The sequence below is a fragment of the Olivibacter sp. CPCC 100613 genome, assembly GCF_036959255.1.
In the GTDB taxonomy this organism is placed as follows: domain Bacteria; phylum Bacteroidota; class Bacteroidia; order Sphingobacteriales; family Sphingobacteriaceae; genus Olivibacter.
Window position 1 is genome coordinate 1 of the sequence record NZ_JAWMTI010000002.1, and the last position, 15,690, is coordinate 15,690.

At 38.3% G+C, this 15,690-nt stretch carries 12 protein-coding genes, 1 tRNA gene and 1 pseudogene; 9 read left to right on the top strand and 5 right to left on the bottom strand.

What is annotated here, in order from left to right:
* Positions 1-119 precede the first annotated feature (119 nt).
* Positions 120-530 (top strand): annotated as a pseudogene (locus RYH73_RS06475) (HAD-IC family P-type ATPase); the annotation flags it as partial.
* A gap of 144 nt (positions 531-674) precedes the next feature.
* Complete coding sequence (locus RYH73_RS06480; protein ID WP_335312600.1) at positions 675-908, top strand: heavy-metal-associated domain-containing protein; 234 nt, start codon at positions 675-677, stop codon at positions 906-908.
* Positions 909-1,178: 270 nt separating this feature from the next.
* On the opposite strand, the gene RYH73_RS06485 is transcribed toward RYH73_RS06480, so the two are convergent.
* Positions 1,179-1,266: transfer RNA gene (locus RYH73_RS06485), tRNA-Ser, on the bottom strand.
* 240 nt (positions 1,267-1,506) lie between these two features.
* Here RYH73_RS06485 and RYH73_RS06490 point away from each other — a divergent pair.
* Complete coding sequence (locus tag RYH73_RS06490; RefSeq protein WP_335312601.1) at positions 1,507-1,803, top strand: hypothetical protein; 297 nt, start codon at positions 1,507-1,509, stop codon at positions 1,801-1,803.
* 100 nt (positions 1,804-1,903) lie between these two features.
* Here RYH73_RS06490 and RYH73_RS06495 read toward each other — a convergent pair whose 3' ends face one another.
* The 4 genes from RYH73_RS06495 to RYH73_RS06510 form a co-directional block, all read right to left on the bottom strand.
* The gene (locus tag RYH73_RS06495; protein WP_335312602.1) at positions 1,904-2,863 is read right to left on the bottom strand and encodes an NAD-dependent epimerase/dehydratase family protein; all 960 of its coding nucleotides are present in this window, start codon (positions 2,861-2,863) and stop codon (positions 1,904-1,906) included.
* 142 nt (positions 2,864-3,005) lie between these two features.
* Positions 3,006-3,377: a DUF423 domain-containing protein gene (locus RYH73_RS06500; protein ID WP_335312603.1), complete on the bottom strand. Its 372-nt coding sequence runs from the start codon at positions 3,375-3,377 to the stop codon at positions 3,006-3,008.
* Between the two features lie 27 nt (positions 3,378-3,404).
* The gene (locus RYH73_RS06505) at positions 3,405-4,409 is read right to left on the bottom strand and encodes an LLM class flavin-dependent oxidoreductase (protein ID WP_335312604.1); all 1,005 of its coding nucleotides are present in this window, start codon (positions 4,407-4,409) and stop codon (positions 3,405-3,407) included.
* A gap of 69 nt (positions 4,410-4,478) precedes the next feature.
* The gene (locus RYH73_RS06510) at positions 4,479-5,120 is read right to left on the bottom strand and encodes a M949_RS01915 family surface polysaccharide biosynthesis protein (RefSeq protein ID WP_335312605.1); all 642 of its coding nucleotides are present in this window, start codon (positions 5,118-5,120) and stop codon (positions 4,479-4,481) included.
* Positions 5,121-5,217: 97 nt separating this feature from the next.
* On the opposite strand from RYH73_RS06510, the gene RYH73_RS06515 reads away from it, so the two are divergent.
* From RYH73_RS06515 to RYH73_RS06540, 6 genes are all read left to right on the top strand, one after another.
* A complete protein-coding gene (locus RYH73_RS06515) occupies positions 5,218-5,868 on the top strand; it encodes an HAD family hydrolase (RefSeq protein WP_335312606.1) in 651 nt (216 codons plus the stop codon).
* 143 nt (positions 5,869-6,011) lie between these two features.
* Entirely contained in the window at positions 6,012-8,594 is a 2,583-nt protein-coding gene (locus RYH73_RS06520) for a phosphatidylglycerol lysyltransferase domain-containing protein (RefSeq protein ID WP_335312607.1), read from the top strand.
* Between the two features lie 217 nt (positions 8,595-8,811).
* On the top strand, positions 8,812-9,495 hold the full coding sequence (locus tag RYH73_RS06525) for a response regulator transcription factor (protein ID WP_335312608.1): 684 nt from the start codon (positions 8,812-8,814) through the stop codon (positions 9,493-9,495).
* Positions 9,496-9,511: 16 nt separating this feature from the next.
* Positions 9,512-10,846, top strand: coding sequence for a sensor histidine kinase (porY, locus tag RYH73_RS06530; RefSeq protein WP_335312609.1), 1,335 nt, complete (start codon positions 9,512-9,514; stop codon positions 10,844-10,846).
* Between the two features lie 149 nt (positions 10,847-10,995).
* Positions 10,996-12,354: a TolC family protein gene (locus RYH73_RS06535; RefSeq protein WP_335312610.1), complete on the top strand. Its 1,359-nt coding sequence runs from the start codon at positions 10,996-10,998 to the stop codon at positions 12,352-12,354.
* Between the two features lie 48 nt (positions 12,355-12,402).
* Positions 12,403-15,681 carry an efflux RND transporter permease subunit gene (locus tag RYH73_RS06540; protein ID WP_335312611.1) on the top strand — a complete coding sequence of 1,093 codons (3,279 nt, stop codon included), beginning with the start codon at positions 12,403-12,405 and terminating at the stop codon, positions 15,679-15,681.
* Positions 15,682-15,690: the final 9 nt, after the last annotated feature.

Sequence of the window (15,690 nt, forward strand, 5' to 3'; positions counted from 1 at the left end):
ACACCAAAAGAACACATTCTGCTCTGGGTTATAAGACACCCAGACAGATCGAAGAAATGCTATTGGAAAAAGAAAAAATGGCAGCATAAAAAAGTCTCCTATTTTTAGTTGCAATTCCAGTATTGCCACAACATAAAGCAGACTTTGTGAAAGAACTGCAGCAACAGGGCAAGGTAGTAGCAATGGTAGGTGACGGTATCAATGACAGTACCGCTTTGGCAACTGCCGACGTAAGTATCGCAATGGGTAAAGGTTCGGACATTGCAATGGACGTAGCTAAAATGACCATTATTTCATCCGATCTTACCAAGATACCACAAGCAATAAGATTGTCAAAACAGACCGTTGCGACCATTAAGCAAAACCTGTTTTGGGCATTTATTTATAACCTTATCGGTATTCCAGTTGCAGCAGGTATTCTTTATCCGATCAATGGCTTTCTATTAAACCCAATGATAGCGGGTGCAGCGATGGCATTGAGTAGCGTAAGTGTGGTAAGTAACAGTTTACGGCTGAAATGGAAAAAGTAACATCGTCGGGTTTCTAACCATTAAATTTATTCGGCATCAAAATCAATGAGTAAATCTTGTACATCAAATCAAGAATAACGTAAATAAGAGTAGCTATTGTTTGCTCAATTTTGTATCATAAGTAACAATAAAAATTATAAAAAAATGGAAAATAAAAATCTTCAATTCAAAACAAATCTTAATTGTGGAGGCTGTGTATCAAAAGTACAATCAGATTTGGATAATGCAGACGGGCTTTGCGAATGGAACGTAGATATTGCCAATGGCGATAAAATACTTACCGTAAAATCGGAAGGTATTACAGAAGAAGAAATCGTAGCTATTATCAAAAGTAAAGGTTTTAAGGCTGAACCGATAGATATTTCATCACAATCCTAAGGTTTGGTATCACCATTAACGTTTAAATAAATAGTTTGAAAGGGAATTGTTAATATAAAAAAAAAGGGCCTTCATTGAGAAGACCCGCTCAGCGTAGAGAGGGATTACCGTCGCTATGCTCGGTGATCCCCCAAGAGGGGGAGCTTCAAACAATATAAAGCCACTCGCTATGCTCATTAGTTTTTTTCATTTAAGCCATTTGTTTGAGCAAGCTCACAAATGGCTTAAATGAAAAAAACCCGACTCATCGTCGGGCTTTATATTACTTAGCGGAGAGAGAGGGATTCGAACCCTCGATACGCTTTTGACATATACACACTTTCCAGGCGTGCTCCTTCAACCACTCGGACACCTCTCCTATTAATCCCTTCTTTAAAGGGATTGCAAAAATAGTAGTTTCGCCCTATTTGCCAAAATAAAAATACATTTTCTATCCTCTCGATTGGTTAAAAAGGCTATACCTTCTCCTATATCATGGTACAAATCCGTTAATAAATGTTAAAATTTAATAGAACCGAATGGACTGTTGACTCCTTGGAATACTTTTTGTTTAAAATACATAATCTTGGAGGGATTTAATCCACCACAATCTAACTGAATGAAATTGATAATAAATTGTGTGATCGTTTTGATGCTCTGCTCCTGCGGAAAGGACAGCCTTGACATCTCGGCGGAAACAGGTGTGCAGACTTGGAATCGTGAGTTATATCGGGTTATTCCCTCCTACAAATATGTAAATAATGTTCGTATTACTGACGAACCTCGAGAGGAATTTATATCATATGATGTTGTTAAATTAAGCGCTCAACAAGCGCTTCAACAACAGGACAGTCTCTTCCAGACCTCTAATGGTAGATATCTATATCGATTCAAAAAGGTTGTTGCTCACGAGTAGTCTTTAAAATGTCCATTTATCTTGTTCCAATTTCCTCTTAACGTCTCTATGAAGTATCTAAACCTATTTTGAGTGATAAAAACTAAGAGAAGAGATGCTGTTAGTTATGATTTTGATGATATCCCTTAGAACCAATGGCTTTAGCTAATTCACTTCGCAGGTCTTTCCCTTCTTTTAACCGATCAAGAATATAGCGAAAATCGTAGGTTGGCTGCCATCCCAACTTTTGCTTTGCTCGCTCATTTACATATACGCGCTCAATGACAGGAAACATTTTCCATCCGAATTGCTTATAGATTTCTTCATAGTCGGGAAACAAACGTTTAATTACCCTTGGAGCATCTTGGTGCAAAGCCAACAAATCACTCTTGGTAAACGGTGTGGTAGCACTAATGATATAACGATCAAATCCCAGTTCGTCAGCCTTCTCCAGTGCCAAAAGATGAGCATCAACCACATCTTCAATGTCAACGCGCCTATATAAAAATTCATTGGCCTGTACATTATCCTGCCTATATTTCGAACTGATTAATCTGTTATCGTCTTCTTCCGGAAAAAATCGGGAAGTTCTTAGTACAGTACAAGGTAATCCGGTATCGCGATGGAATATCCTACAGAGGTCTTCAGCACTTGTTTTGGTAACGCCATAAATATTTTTAGGAATGGGTTTAACTTCTTCGTTAATCCAAACTGCCGGACAATCTTTTTTTGGTACAAGTGCATCTCCAAATGTGCTGGTTGTACTGGTGTAGACAAATGACTTCACACCGGCAGCTACGGCTTCTTCCAGCAAGTAAAGTGTTCCGGTAATATTGACATCGATAAATTGTTGATAACTATGTGTTTCAATATGTGGCTTGTGTAAAGTAGCTGTATGTAGTATGGCCTCCACGTCTTTCATAGCTTCTTTAACAAACGATCGATTGGTTATCGATCCTACTAAATCTGTAAAGGGAGAAGGCAATAAATCCAAACCGATTGCACGGTGATCCATATTCCTTAGCGTCCTTACAAGTGCTTCACCTAAGTGACCGCTACTTCCGGTTACCAGTATTTTCATAAAAAATTATTAGAAATAGCTTCTATTATATTTACCTCGCACCTTTTTTAATAGCTGTTAGCATCAAAAACACCAACACTTCTTGGTGCATCGATTATCCGCCAAACCCGGTAGATAACGATCGTTTTCAAACAGTCTTTGATCATATCGAAATAAATTGATAGAGCAATAAGGCCCATCCGCTAACCAAGAGTAAGCCGCCGAGCGGAGTAATGGGCCCCAAAAAGCGAAGCTTACGACCAAATGCCGAGCTAAGACATAAGCCATATATACTAAACGAAAATAAAAGAATACCAACAACAAAAAGCGAGCTTATTAGCCCATACAACGTCGTGCCTTCGTAAAGTTTTCCAACAATTATAAGAACAACGGCATGGTACATTTGGTACCTTACTCCCGTTTCAAAACTCTGCTGTTGATCAACAGTAAATTTCTTTTTCAATGCATGCGCACCAAAAGCACCTAAGATAACTGCCAATAAGCCAAAGCAAGCGCCAAAAATTTGAGCACCCATAATTTTATTTCTTTCTTTCTAACAGGATTATTTATAAACTTCCTGCAAAGCTTCTTTTAGTATCGTAAAAGAGTTTAATCTTTTATCCAAATCATATATATAACTGGTTGCCATCAATTCGTTAATTCCCGTTTCAGAAATAAAGGCAGACAACTGTTGTTTGAGCGTATCTTTACTACCAACAAAAGTACAAGCAGTCATATTATTCACCGCCTGCTGTACCTCGGGGCTCCAAGCGAAAGTCAAAGATGGGTTAGGTGGCTGTAGTGGCTGCCGCTGATTGGTCAAAATACCAATAAACATGCGATACAAACTGGAAGAAAGGAACTCAGCTTCGTCATCGGTATCTGCTCCGATGACATTAACACAAGCTATAACGTAAGGCTCTTTCAAATGTTCTGAAGGTCGGAATTCCTGCTTGTATATTGATACCGCAGCACGAAATTGTGCAGGTGCAAAATGGGAAGCAAATGCATAGGGTAAACCTAAGCGTGCTGCCAGGTGCGCACTGTCAGTACTTGAACCCAGTATCCATATCGGTATATCAAGACCTTCTCCAGGAAAAGCCCGGACCTTATTATCAATATTATTCACGCTTAAGAATTGCTGCAATTCTTTCACATCATCAGGAAACTGAAATGCGGCATGCATATTATTCTTTCGTAAGGCCATGGCAGTCAACTGATCCGTACCGGGTGCTCGTCCTAAACCTAAGTCAATACGTCCGGGGTATAGCGTCTCCAGCGTTCCAAACTGCTCTGCAATAATCAAAGGTGTATGATTCGGTAGCATAATTCCTCCTGACCCGACCCTGATTTGTTTGGTATAAGCGGCAACATGTCCAATCAATATTGCTGTAGCGGAGCTGGCGATATGCTCCATGTTATGGTGTTCAGCTAACCAAATCCGCCGATAACCCAAGGCTTCGATATGTTGCGCTACTTTTACACTGCTCTCTATTGCCGTCCCTGCACTTCCGCCCTCAACTACTACGGCCAACTCCAAGGCCGATAAAGGAATTCGTTCTCTCATAGTTCAGCAAATTTAACTTTAAGGAATACAAGGGCTGTAAGCCCTAAGTCAAATTCTCCTATTAAAATGCTAACCGTCTTTCAGGACTACTCCCTTCTCATTTCTCATCACCTCCATTAATTGAAAAACATGCCGACGAATACTTGATGGCAAAGCGCTATAGTCTTTGTCAAATTTCAAGCTACGGCACCCGTCTAGAACACATTCACGCGCACTGATAGCAATTTTTTTTCTTTTATAAAGAATAAATATTTTGATTCTTAGCGGTTCTTTATCCAGGTTATTATCTCCTTTATAAGAAGCATATACGAGTATCGGATCTATATATCCATCATTATCCAAATCTAGGAAGGAACAATAAGATGTCCAAAATCGAATATCTCTTTCCTCTTCTTTTATAAAATCTTTCAATACCATTTTTTTAAGGTATCCGCCATGATCCTGTAAATATAAAATTCCCTCTAATGATGCATTCGTAGCCGTATCGCTTCCAGCAATATAACCATCCTCCAGAAGCAACATATCCCATAAACCGCCTTTGTCTCTGTATTCAAAGCCCATGAATACGGGTATATCTAAATCGCTATCATAAGCAATTTCTTCGATTTCTGTAGCATCCAGCGCCCTTACTTTTTGAGCAAATGATTCGGAAAAAAATAGGACTGAACCAATTAAGCATATAACTTCTACAAGAATGTTTATATTCTTCATTTGAGGAAATAGATTTGGTTTTAAAACATTACAAAACTAACTTAGTCAGGTTAATCTAAAAATAGCTATTTTCAAGTATTTTAACCGCGAAATAACGATGAATAAAATAAAAGCAGTTATTTTTGATTTAGATGGCACAATAGCGAATACGCTTCCACTTTGTATTCGAGCTTTTCGTGAATCAATTGAGCCCTTACTGGGTAAATCGATCGCCGATCAGGAGATTATAGCTACCTTTGGCCCCTCAGAAGAAGGTACGATTATGGCCCTGGCACCGGATCATTATCACCAAGGGGTTTCTAGCTACCTTAATAACTACGAATTACTACATGATATCTGTCCGCAACCGTTCGAAGGTATACGTGATCTTCTTATCGATCTAAAACGATATCGAATAAAAATAGCACTCGTTACCGGAAAAGGAGCATTAAGTACGGCTATTTCCTTAAAACGCTTTGATCTTTTTTCTTTTTTTGAATGGATCGAAACCGGATCACCAAATGGACCAAGAAAGATGGATGGTATCCAATCGGTATTGAACCATATGCCTGACGTAAAGAAAAATCAAGTTATTTACATTGGAGATGCTCCCAGCGATATAATAGCTTGTAGAGCGGTCGGGGTCCCCATTGCAGCTGCAGCTTGGGCGGAAACCGCAGAAGTTGAAGAGCTTACCGGATTAATGCCCGATTTTATATTTTTTGATGTGGGCAATTTTCATGAATGGCTATTGAAAAACATAGAATAAAGAGGAACACTCGACTATCTTTTTACAGTAAGACTCAATTAGTTGCCAGTTGGTTAAAGTTTTAAGCAAACCCAATCAAAAATAAAAAACTTAGTATTATCTTAAAACGGAGTTTATTAAATTTAATAAGATTTGAATCTAAAATGAAGGTTTTAATAAATCGCTTTAAACAGCATAACTACTATATAAAAGAAATCGTTGGTCTTCTTTTTGTCCTGATTGGCATTTACTTCTTAAGGCAACAACGTGAAGAACTGATAAACGTAAAAGAGACGACGTTCCGAAGTGATCCATTTTGGATAGTAATCGGAATTGGAGGGGTTTTTCTATATGTATTACTTCAGGCCCTCATGTATGTTCATAGCTTTAAAACGGTTGGGAAAACGATTGCTATCAAACTTGCAGTGCACCTGTTTCTAAAAAGAAATCTGTTAAGTGTCTTTCTTCCGGGAGGTGGTATAACATCACTTGCATTTTTTACAAAAGAAATTGAACGCACAGGTATCAGTAAGACAAAAATAAATTTCGCCTCTTATATATACGGCATTGTTGGAATTATATCCATTGTCTTATTGGCTTTTCCTGTAATTCTGTATATCTCTTTTACAAATCAAGGTTATGGGGGGGAATGGGAAACATTAATAGTGCTTTGTTCCTTGCTTTTTTTTATTGGTTATTTTAGTTACGATATTTATATACAAGGGAGGGTTTATCGCTGGTTATCACCTCGTTTTCCGGCCCTTGAAGCCATTATCTTAGAGCTTAAAAATGGACGATTCAGCAAACAGCAATTAGGATTAACGTTACTCTATTCTATATTGATTGAATTAGTCGGAATAATTCATTTAATAATCGCGATGAAGGCGCTTCACTTACAGCACGATGTATCAGCTGCAATAGTTGGTTATGTAATCGCTACTTTATTTCTTTGTATCTCACCTTTTATGCGAGGTCTTGGTGCTGTTGAAGTATCTTTGGTGGTTGTTCTTAATCGATTTGGATTCAATACAACGGAGTCGCTTTCTGTTACTTTCTTATACCGTCTTTTTGAATTTTGGCTACCACTTTTATTGGGCTTGTTCAGCTTTATTTTTCAGAAAGGTAATCTAATCCTACGGATTTTTCCTTCTGTCTTACTTTTCACATTGGGAATAGTAAACATTGCCTCTGTATTAACACCTGCCATCGCAAGTAGGGTCAAAACGCTTCATCGCTTCATTCCAAACGACACCATACATTTCTCCAATTATATGGTATTATTGATTGGATTATTATTGCTCATTTGCTCAGCATTCCTGATCAAAGGATTGCGAAACGCTTGGATGATAGCACTGCTACTCAGTACCTTATCTTTTATTGGTCATCTTACAAAGGCAATTGACTATGAAGAAGCTTCTTTAGCACTATTTACTATTGTCACCTTACTTATCACATATAAACAGTATTATATCAAGGGTGATAAAAAATTACAAACATTTAGCATCACGACATCCTTTGTGGTTATCGGCGCTGTCCTTATTTATGGAACAATCGGATTTTATCTTTTAAAGGCCAATCATTTTCATGAAGATTTTTCAATAATTGAGTCATTTGTTAATACATTAGCCTGCCTTATTTTAGTAGATACGACCTATTTAAATCCACATACCGAATTCGCCAAACTATTTGTCTATTCAATTAATTTATTTGGTGCCCTTGCTATCTTAATGTTATTTTATTCCTTCATTCAACCCTATATTTTTAAAACCAAAAGAAATGAAGAGGAATTAAAAAAAGCACAAATATTAATCGCCAATTATGGAAAATCAGCTACAGACTATTTCAAACTCGCCAACGACAAGCTTTTTTTCTTTCCAGAAAATATAGACGCGGTAATTTCATATAAAATAGCCAACAGTTTCGCCGTCGTATTACAGGATCCGGTTTGTCTAAATTCCACTTTGGTAAAAGAGCAGACAATCCGTTCTTTTGAAGGATTTTGTCAGCAAAACAGTTTAAAGGCCATTTATTATCGTGTAGACGAAGATAATTTAGCGTTCTACAGATCGATTAAGAAAAAAGCACTTCCTATTGGGCAAGAAGCCATCGTTAACTTAAGTCAGTTTAGTTTAGAGGGTAAAAGCAATAAATCCCTAAGAAATGCACTAAACAATATTGAAAAGAGAGGTTTTATCAGTAAGATTTATGCACCTCCGATCAAGGATGGCATACTCCAGAAACTAAAATCAGTTTCAGATGAATGGCTGATGATGCTCAATCGGGAAGAAATGATATTTTCTCAGGGAGCTTTTGATGAAAGGGAGTTAAAGGAACAGACGATTATTACCTTAGAGAATGCAGATGAAAAAGTCGTAAGCTTCCTTAACGTCATACCCGATTACATGCCTGGTGAAATCACTTACGATCTTATTCGAAAAACAGCCGATGCTCCGGGTGGAAATATGGATTGTATTCTTATAACATTAATACAGTATGCCCGGCAACAAGGCTTCGAATCCCTGAACATGGGTTTGGCCCCCTTTTCAGGCATTGATTCACCTACAGATATACCGCAGCGAACGATTAAATTTGCCTACGAAAAATTGCAGCAATTCAAACACTACAAAGGTTTAAGAGAATTTAAAGATAAGTACAATCCTACGTGGCATACGAAATACTTAATCTATTCGAACGATTACGACCTTCTACACATCCCTCTTGCGCTAAATAAGGTGATGAAAGCGTAACCCCATTTTAAATAGAATATGCTTCTTCAAGCGAACAGAATCGCTTCAAAATCTTTTCAAAATCACCTCGTATCTTGCAAGTTATTTAGCGATTTGTGTTCTAAATAGCTATTTTTATTACTGTATAAAAGTTTTAAGTTTAGTTAGCTAATTTTGATGGATAAGCAGCCTTTATCAGATGATGATGCTTAACTTATCAAATATAAATTGTATGTAGATGAAGATATTGGTGATAGAAGACAATAAAGAATTGGCCAGTAGCATCCATGACTATTTGGCGGGCGAAAATTATATTTGTGAGCTTGCCCTTCGTGCTACAGAAGCACGCGAAAAGTTACTCTTTTTCACCTATGATTGTATTATACTTGATATTATGCTTCCGGATGGCAACGGTCTTGAATTGCTCAATTTCATAAAGGAGGAACATATAAACGGCTCCATCTTGATCATTTCCGCCAAAGGGGCACTAGATGATAAAATAAAAGGTTTAGAAGAAGGGGCTGACGACTATCTTACTAAACCTTTTCACCTACCTGAGCTTCATGCTCGCTTAAGGGCGATACACAGGAGAAAAAATCTAGACGGTAATAATATCATTTCATTTAATGAAATCACACTAAATACCAATACCTTTGAGTTAAAAATACATGGAAATGAGTTGGATGCAACCAGAAAAGAATTCGAGCTTCTTCTTTATTTTCTGGTAAACAAAAACAGAGTGTTATCACGACAGGCCATAGCCAACCACCTTTGGGGAGACTATACAGATAATTTAAGTAATGTCGATTTTGTCTATCAGCACGTTAAGAATCTCCGGAAAAAAATCAATACGGCGGGAGGAGATGATTACATCGACACGATTTATGGCTTAGGATATAAGTTCAATACAAACAAAGGTTGACTCTAAATTCCAAGTAATGAAGTTAGCAGATAAATTTACATTGTGGTTTTTGGCGATTATTTTACTCGTTACGCCAATCAGTATGTTTACTACCTTAAGTAATATACGCAATCGCATCGATAATTCGGAAATAGAACGTTTGAAAGCCGTTAATAATGAAGTAGCTGAACAACTAAAAGCAGGTATTGCACCTGACCAATATTCACAGGGCCGGCCGATCGCTATTTTGAAAATTGAAACTCCCTTACCAGAGAAAAAGATCCAGGTGCAAAAGCAAAGGTGTGACAGCACCACTTCTGTCACAGATGAATGCCGCATAACCGTCAGTTGTTACTATACAATCAATGGAGTCAATTATCAGGTATCTTCCTATAATTACGTTACACAGTCAAATCAGATTTTGAAGGGCATGCTTCTAACCGCTATTCTCAAAACAATGCTGATAGCTTTAGTAGTTCTCTTAACAGTTCGTTTGGTCTCAAAAAAAATCCTCTCGCCATTTAATCAAACACTGAACAGCATTCAGAAGTTTAGTATTAAAAAGAAGCAACCCTTAATATTAAGTGATACAAACACAAAAGAATTTCAGGAATTAAATCAATTCTTGAAAAAAATGACCGATAAGGCGGTCAAAGAATATAGTTTGGTAAAAGAATTCAGTGAGAATGCTTCGCACGAACTGCAAACACCATTAGCTGTCTTGAGAAGCAAATTGGAATTGCTCACGGAAACTGATATACAGAAAAACCAGGCAACTCTTATTGCCGATATGCAAAACGCTATCGAAAAATTGTCTAGAATCAATCACTCGCTTTTATTACTAACGAAATTAGAAAATCAGGAATTTGAAGCGACTACGGAAATCAATTTCACGAAACAAGCGCTCGAGCTATTAACAATTTATGAAGATAGAATAGCCATTAAGGAGTTAAAGGTAACCCAACATATTGATCGTGAGGTCAATGTCAGCATTAATGCAACCTTGGCAGATATGTTGTTTGATAACCTACTTAGCAACGCAATCAGACATAATGTTAAAAATGGTACTATTTTCTTAGAAATAAACCAAAAAGGACTTTTAATAAAAAATACCGGTCCTGAACCGGTATTTCCGACAGAAGAGTTGTTCCAGCGTTTTAAGAAAAGTAATCAGTGTAGTAACAGTGTAGGTTTGGGTCTTGCTATTGTTAAACGAATTTGTGAATTGAATAACTTCGATATTCAATATACCTATGAAAATAGACTCCATATGCTAAGGGTAGATTTTCCACGGATAGTGAGCTTGGAGCCCGTACAAGAAGGCAACCGCATAATTTTAGACCAAGACAATCAAATTGTTACATTAGAATAACAGAACAGTAACATTTCAAGCATTTCCTTCAAATTCTCTTCAAAATTATTCCTCAATTTCACAAAAGATACTATATAATACTTTTATTTTTTGTGAAATACTCATCTCGTTGGATAATAAGGTATTGCATTTCAAGCCTTTTATCATTCATGTTTACACAGCATGCTTGGGCGCAACAAAAACTGTCTCTAAAAGAGGCGCTCGAATTAGCCATTAACAATTACGGTAGCGTGAAAGCAAAAGCTAATTACGCAAAAGCTTCTCTCTCCTCCGTTGACCAAGCTAAACGCGATTACCTTCCAAACCTGGTTCTATCTGCACAACAGGACTATGGAACGGTCAATGGTCAAAATGGACCACTGTACGGTTTTGGTGGATATGGTGTAGCTTCATCTGGATTACCGCTTGCTAACCAGAATTGGAATGCGGCTTTCGGATCGCTCTATTTAGCCAATGTTAACTGGGAGTTCTTTTCTTTTGGAAAAGCGAAAGAGCGGATCAAAGTAGCGAAAGAAACCGCTCAAAGAGACAACATAGATCTACAGCAAGAACTTTTCAACCATCAGGTAAAAGTTTCAGCTGCTTATCTAAATCTCCTAGCGGCTCAAAAACTCACCATCTCTTATAAAAAGAACCTATTACGAGCCGATACATTCCGCCAAGTGGTTGTAACGAGGGCGTTGAACGGACTTATTGCAGGGGTGGATTCATCGTTGGCAAACGCAGAGGTATCCAATGCTAAAATTGCGCTGACCAAAGCGAAGGATTTTGAGCAAGAACAGGGCAACAAACTCGCACAGCTAATGGGCGTTCCTCCTGCGGAGTTTATATTAGACAGTTTCTTTATTTCACATGTTCCAATCGGTATTGAACAGCCAAGCGATAGCGATGTTGAGAACCATCCCACGTTACGGTGGTATCAATCGCGTATCAATGTTGGAAAGGAACAAAAGAAGTATTTAAAAACACTCTATTATCCCTCCTTATCACTTATTGGTATTTTTCAAACAAGAGGTTCTGGTTTTCGGAGTGACTATGCCACTAATCAGCAATCCTTTACACAAAACTACTTTGATGGCATTAAACCCACTCGTTCAAATTATCTCATAGGTATCGGTTTAACTTGGAACTTAACGCAACCGCTTCGTGTTTCGAAGCAAGTAAAAGCACAGGCTTTTACGAATGATGCTTTAACAAACGAGTTTGAATTGGCAAATCAACAAATTCAAGCTCAATTAATTCTAGCTGATACAAAAATTGAGAACGCGCTAAGTAATTATAGAGAAGTGCCCACGCAAGTTAAAGCCGCCTCGGATGCATTTTTGCAAAAATCGGTGCTTTACAAAAATGGACTGACCAATTTAGTAGATGTTACGCAAGCACTTTATACACTCATACGAGCGGAGACGGATCGTGATATCGCCTACAACAATGTTTGGCAGGCTTTGCTATATAAAGCAGCAGCTTCCGGCGATTTCAAATTATTTGTCAATAAAATAGAACCTTAGCATTTGTTGTTTCAAAAAAACAGTTAAAAAGTATTTAAATAAACTATCATGAATTTAATTCGCTTTGCATTACGTAAACCGATAACCATCATGGTTATCGTAGCAGGGCTATTTTTCTTTGGAATAAAAGCAGTTACTTCCATTAAGATCGATATTTTCCCGAAACTTGACATGCCTGTAATTTATATCTCCCATCCTTTTACAGGTTATACACCGGAACAAATGGAGTCTTTCTTTGCTAAACAGTATGTGAACATATTGCTCTACACTAATGGATTAAAAAGTATAGAAACAAAGAACATACAGGGCTTGACGCTGATGAAGCTAAACTTTTACCCAGGAACCAATATGGCCCAGGCGGCCGCAGAGCTTGCCTCTTTCACAAATCGGATTCAAGCGATTTTTCCTCCAGGGTCAAACCCACCTTTCATTATACGCTTTGATGCCTCTACCTTGCCTGTTGGCCAGCTCGTATTGAGCAGTAAAACAAGGAGTAATAATGAATTGGCAGATTTAGCGAACACGTATGTACGATCTTCTTTTACATCTATAAGCGGACTGGTAGCACCTCCCCCTTTTGGAGGAAACGTCAGAACAATTGTTATTAAAGCGGACCCTGCTTTACTCCGTTCCCATAACATGACGCCAGACCAATTAGTCGAGGCATTAAAAATCAACAATCAAACGGCTCCATCCGGAAATGTAAGGGTTGGTGATAAAAACTACATCACACCAACTAACACAACGATTAAAGATGTTAAAGATTTTGAAAATATTCCACTTTTCAAGAGTAGCGTACAAAACCTCTATTTAAGGGATGTAGCAACAGTGGAAGATGCAGCTGATATTACGTCCGGTTATGCTCTTGTAAATGGTAAACGCTCCGTTTACTTAAATGTTGCAAAAAGTGCTGATGCCTCCACTTGGGAAGTGGTGAAAAAACTGAAGGCCGCAGTCCCAAAAATACAAAGTCAACTACCGGAAGATGTTCAATTAAGCTATGAATTTGACCAGTCGGTCTATGTGATGAATTCCGTAAAAAGTTTGTTGACGGAAGGCGCAATCGGTGCTTTACTTACCGGTTTGATGGTTATCTTGTTTTTAGGGGATTTACGTGGGGCGCTGATTGTTATTTTAACCATCCCAACATCTATTATATCTGGTGTTTTGTTCCTTAATCTGTTCGGGCAAACCATCAATATTATGACGCTAAGTGGTTTAGCTTTGGCAATTGGTATCCTAGTTGACGAAAGTACCGTGACTATTGAAAATATTCACCAACATCTTGACATGGGTAAACCAAAAGCATTGGCGATATGGGATGCCTGTAAAGAAATTGCCTTTCCGAAACTTCTGATACTCTTTTGTATTTTGGCCGTTTTCGCACCTGCCTTTACCATGGGTGGCATACCTGGATCTTTATTCCTGCCCTTGGCTTTGGCCATTGGATTCAGTATGATTGTTTCTTACTTTCTAGCGCAGACTTTCGTTCCAATTATGGCCAACTGGATAATGAAGGTAAAACACCATAAAAACACCGACGGTTCAACGTTGAGCGATGCCGAAGAGCTTAAGTTGGCCGGACTTTCTGCTGACGATCATCATGCTCAGATAGAACAAAAGATTAACGCAGCTGCCTCTATTGACAGAAATCACAACGGAAAGGTTGGATTTTTTGAGAAAGTACGCATGCGCTATTTGCGTTTTATCGAACGAATTATGCCCTACAGGAAGGTAATTGTTGTTGCTTATCTATTACTGATTTGTGGGCTCGCAAGTATTTTGATGATGCAAATTGGCCGCGATGTGTTACCAAAAGTAAATGGAAGCCAATTTCAAGTTCGTTTACGTGCTCCTGACGGTACTCGAATTGAGGAAACCGAACGGAAGACGAACAAAGCAATTGAAGCAATTAAAAAGCTAGTCGGTCCTGAAAACGTATCGATTACCTCAGCCTATGTTGGCCTTCATCCATCGCTTTTCTCTACAAGTCCAATTTACTTATGGATGGCGGGGCCGCATGAATCCGTTATTCAGGTAGCTTTGAGTGAGCACTATAAAACCGATTTGGATGAACTAAAAGAAAACATTCGCGCTGCTTTTTCCAAAGAGCTACCGGAAATAACGGCCTCCTTTGAACCAATAGAATTAACAGATAAAATTTTAAGTCAAGGATCGCCAACCCCCATAGAGGTTCGATTCTCGGGAAGAAATAAAAAGCTTAGTGAAGAATTTGCACAAAAGCTGATTAGTAAACTCAAGAAAATAGACTACCTCAGAGATGTTCAATTAGGTCAATCAACTAAATATCCATCTATTAACATCAATGTAGACAGAACAAGGGCCGCACAATTAGGCGTCGATATGAATGATGTTTCAAGGTCCTTGATTGCCTCTACCTCTTCGTCTCGATATACCGATAAAAATATTTGGATTGATCAACGTATCGGAAACAGTTATAGTGTACAGGTTCAGGTTCCCGAGAACAAAATGAATAGTATTAGCGAAATCAATGAAATTCCTTTATTGAAAAATACATCTAGACCGGTTTTAGGAGATATTGCCTCGATTACATCAGGCACTACTTATGGGGAAACGGATAATTTGGGGGCAATGCCTATGTTATCCGTAACAGCCAACATTAATCAACAAGATTTGGGGTCCGCGTCGAAAGAAGTACAAAAGGCGATAACTTCGCTAGGAGAACTGCCCCGTGGTTTGGATGTCGAGTTGATTGGCTTAAGCAATACATTGACGGAAACAATGGATAGTTTAGAAAGCGGTCTTTTAGTAGCTATTGTGGTGATATTCTTAATGCTTGCAGCTAATTTTCAGTCTTTTAAAGTTTCGGGAATTGTTTTGGCAACTGTACCTGCGGTTATTCTAGGGTCTATCGGACTTTTATTATTGACCGGTTCTACTTTAAATTTACAGTCATATATGGGTATGATTATGTCGGTTGGTGTATCTATATCCAATGCCGTTTTGTTAATAACCAACGCGGAAGAGATACGGAAAACCACAGGAAATGCCATCTCATCAGCAACCGGTGCTGCTTCATTGAGATTGAGACCCATTGTGATGACGGCATTGGCAATGGTAGTTGGTATGATTCCGATGGCGAGCGGCCTAGGTGAAGCGGGTGATCAATCATCGCCTTTAGGCAGAGCAGTTATCGGAGGACTAATAGCTTCCACCTTTGCAGCACTTTTTATCTTACCTTTGGTATTTGCCTGGGGACAAGGCAAAACGAGTACACAAAGTGTGTCTCTAGATCCCGAAGACGAAGAAAGTATTCATTACATCCCAGCTATCACTAAAAATTAAAAAAATTCA

What these genes read in the sequence shown, in the direction of transcription:
- RYH73_RS06510 (WP_335312605.1), bottom strand. Translation starts at nt 5,120, where the DNA reads ATGAAGAATATAAACATTCTTGTAGAAGTTATATGCTTAATTGGTTCA.
- RYH73_RS06495 (WP_335312602.1), bottom strand. Translation starts at nt 2,863, where the DNA reads ATGAAAATACTGGTAACCGGAAGTAGCGGTCACTTAGGTGAAGCACTT.
- RYH73_RS06515 (WP_335312606.1), top strand. Translation starts at nt 5,218, where the DNA reads ATGAATAAAATAAAAGCAGTTATTTTTGATTTAGATGGCACAATAGCG.
- porY (WP_335312609.1), top strand. Translation starts at nt 9,512, where the DNA reads ATGAAGTTAGCAGATAAATTTACATTGTGGTTTTTGGCGATTATTTTA.
- RYH73_RS06525 (WP_335312608.1), top strand. Translation starts at nt 8,812, where the DNA reads ATGAAGATATTGGTGATAGAAGACAATAAAGAATTGGCCAGTAGCATC.
- RYH73_RS06490 (WP_335312601.1), top strand. Translation starts at nt 1,507, where the DNA reads ATGAAATTGATAATAAATTGTGTGATCGTTTTGATGCTCTGCTCCTGC.
- RYH73_RS06505 (WP_335312604.1), bottom strand. Translation starts at nt 4,409, where the DNA reads ATGAGAGAACGAATTCCTTTATCGGCCTTGGAGTTGGCCGTAGTAGTT.
- RYH73_RS06480 (WP_335312600.1), top strand. Translation starts at nt 675, where the DNA reads ATGGAAAATAAAAATCTTCAATTCAAAACAAATCTTAATTGTGGAGGC.
- RYH73_RS06535 (WP_335312610.1), top strand. Translation starts at nt 10,996, where the DNA reads ATGTTTACACAGCATGCTTGGGCGCAACAAAAACTGTCTCTAAAAGAG.
- RYH73_RS06500 (WP_335312603.1), bottom strand. Translation starts at nt 3,377, where the DNA reads ATGGGTGCTCAAATTTTTGGCGCTTGCTTTGGCTTATTGGCAGTTATC.
- RYH73_RS06520 (WP_335312607.1), top strand. Translation starts at nt 6,012, where the DNA reads ATGAAGGTTTTAATAAATCGCTTTAAACAGCATAACTACTATATAAAA.
- RYH73_RS06540 (WP_335312611.1), top strand. Translation starts at nt 12,403, where the DNA reads ATGAATTTAATTCGCTTTGCATTACGTAAACCGATAACCATCATGGTT.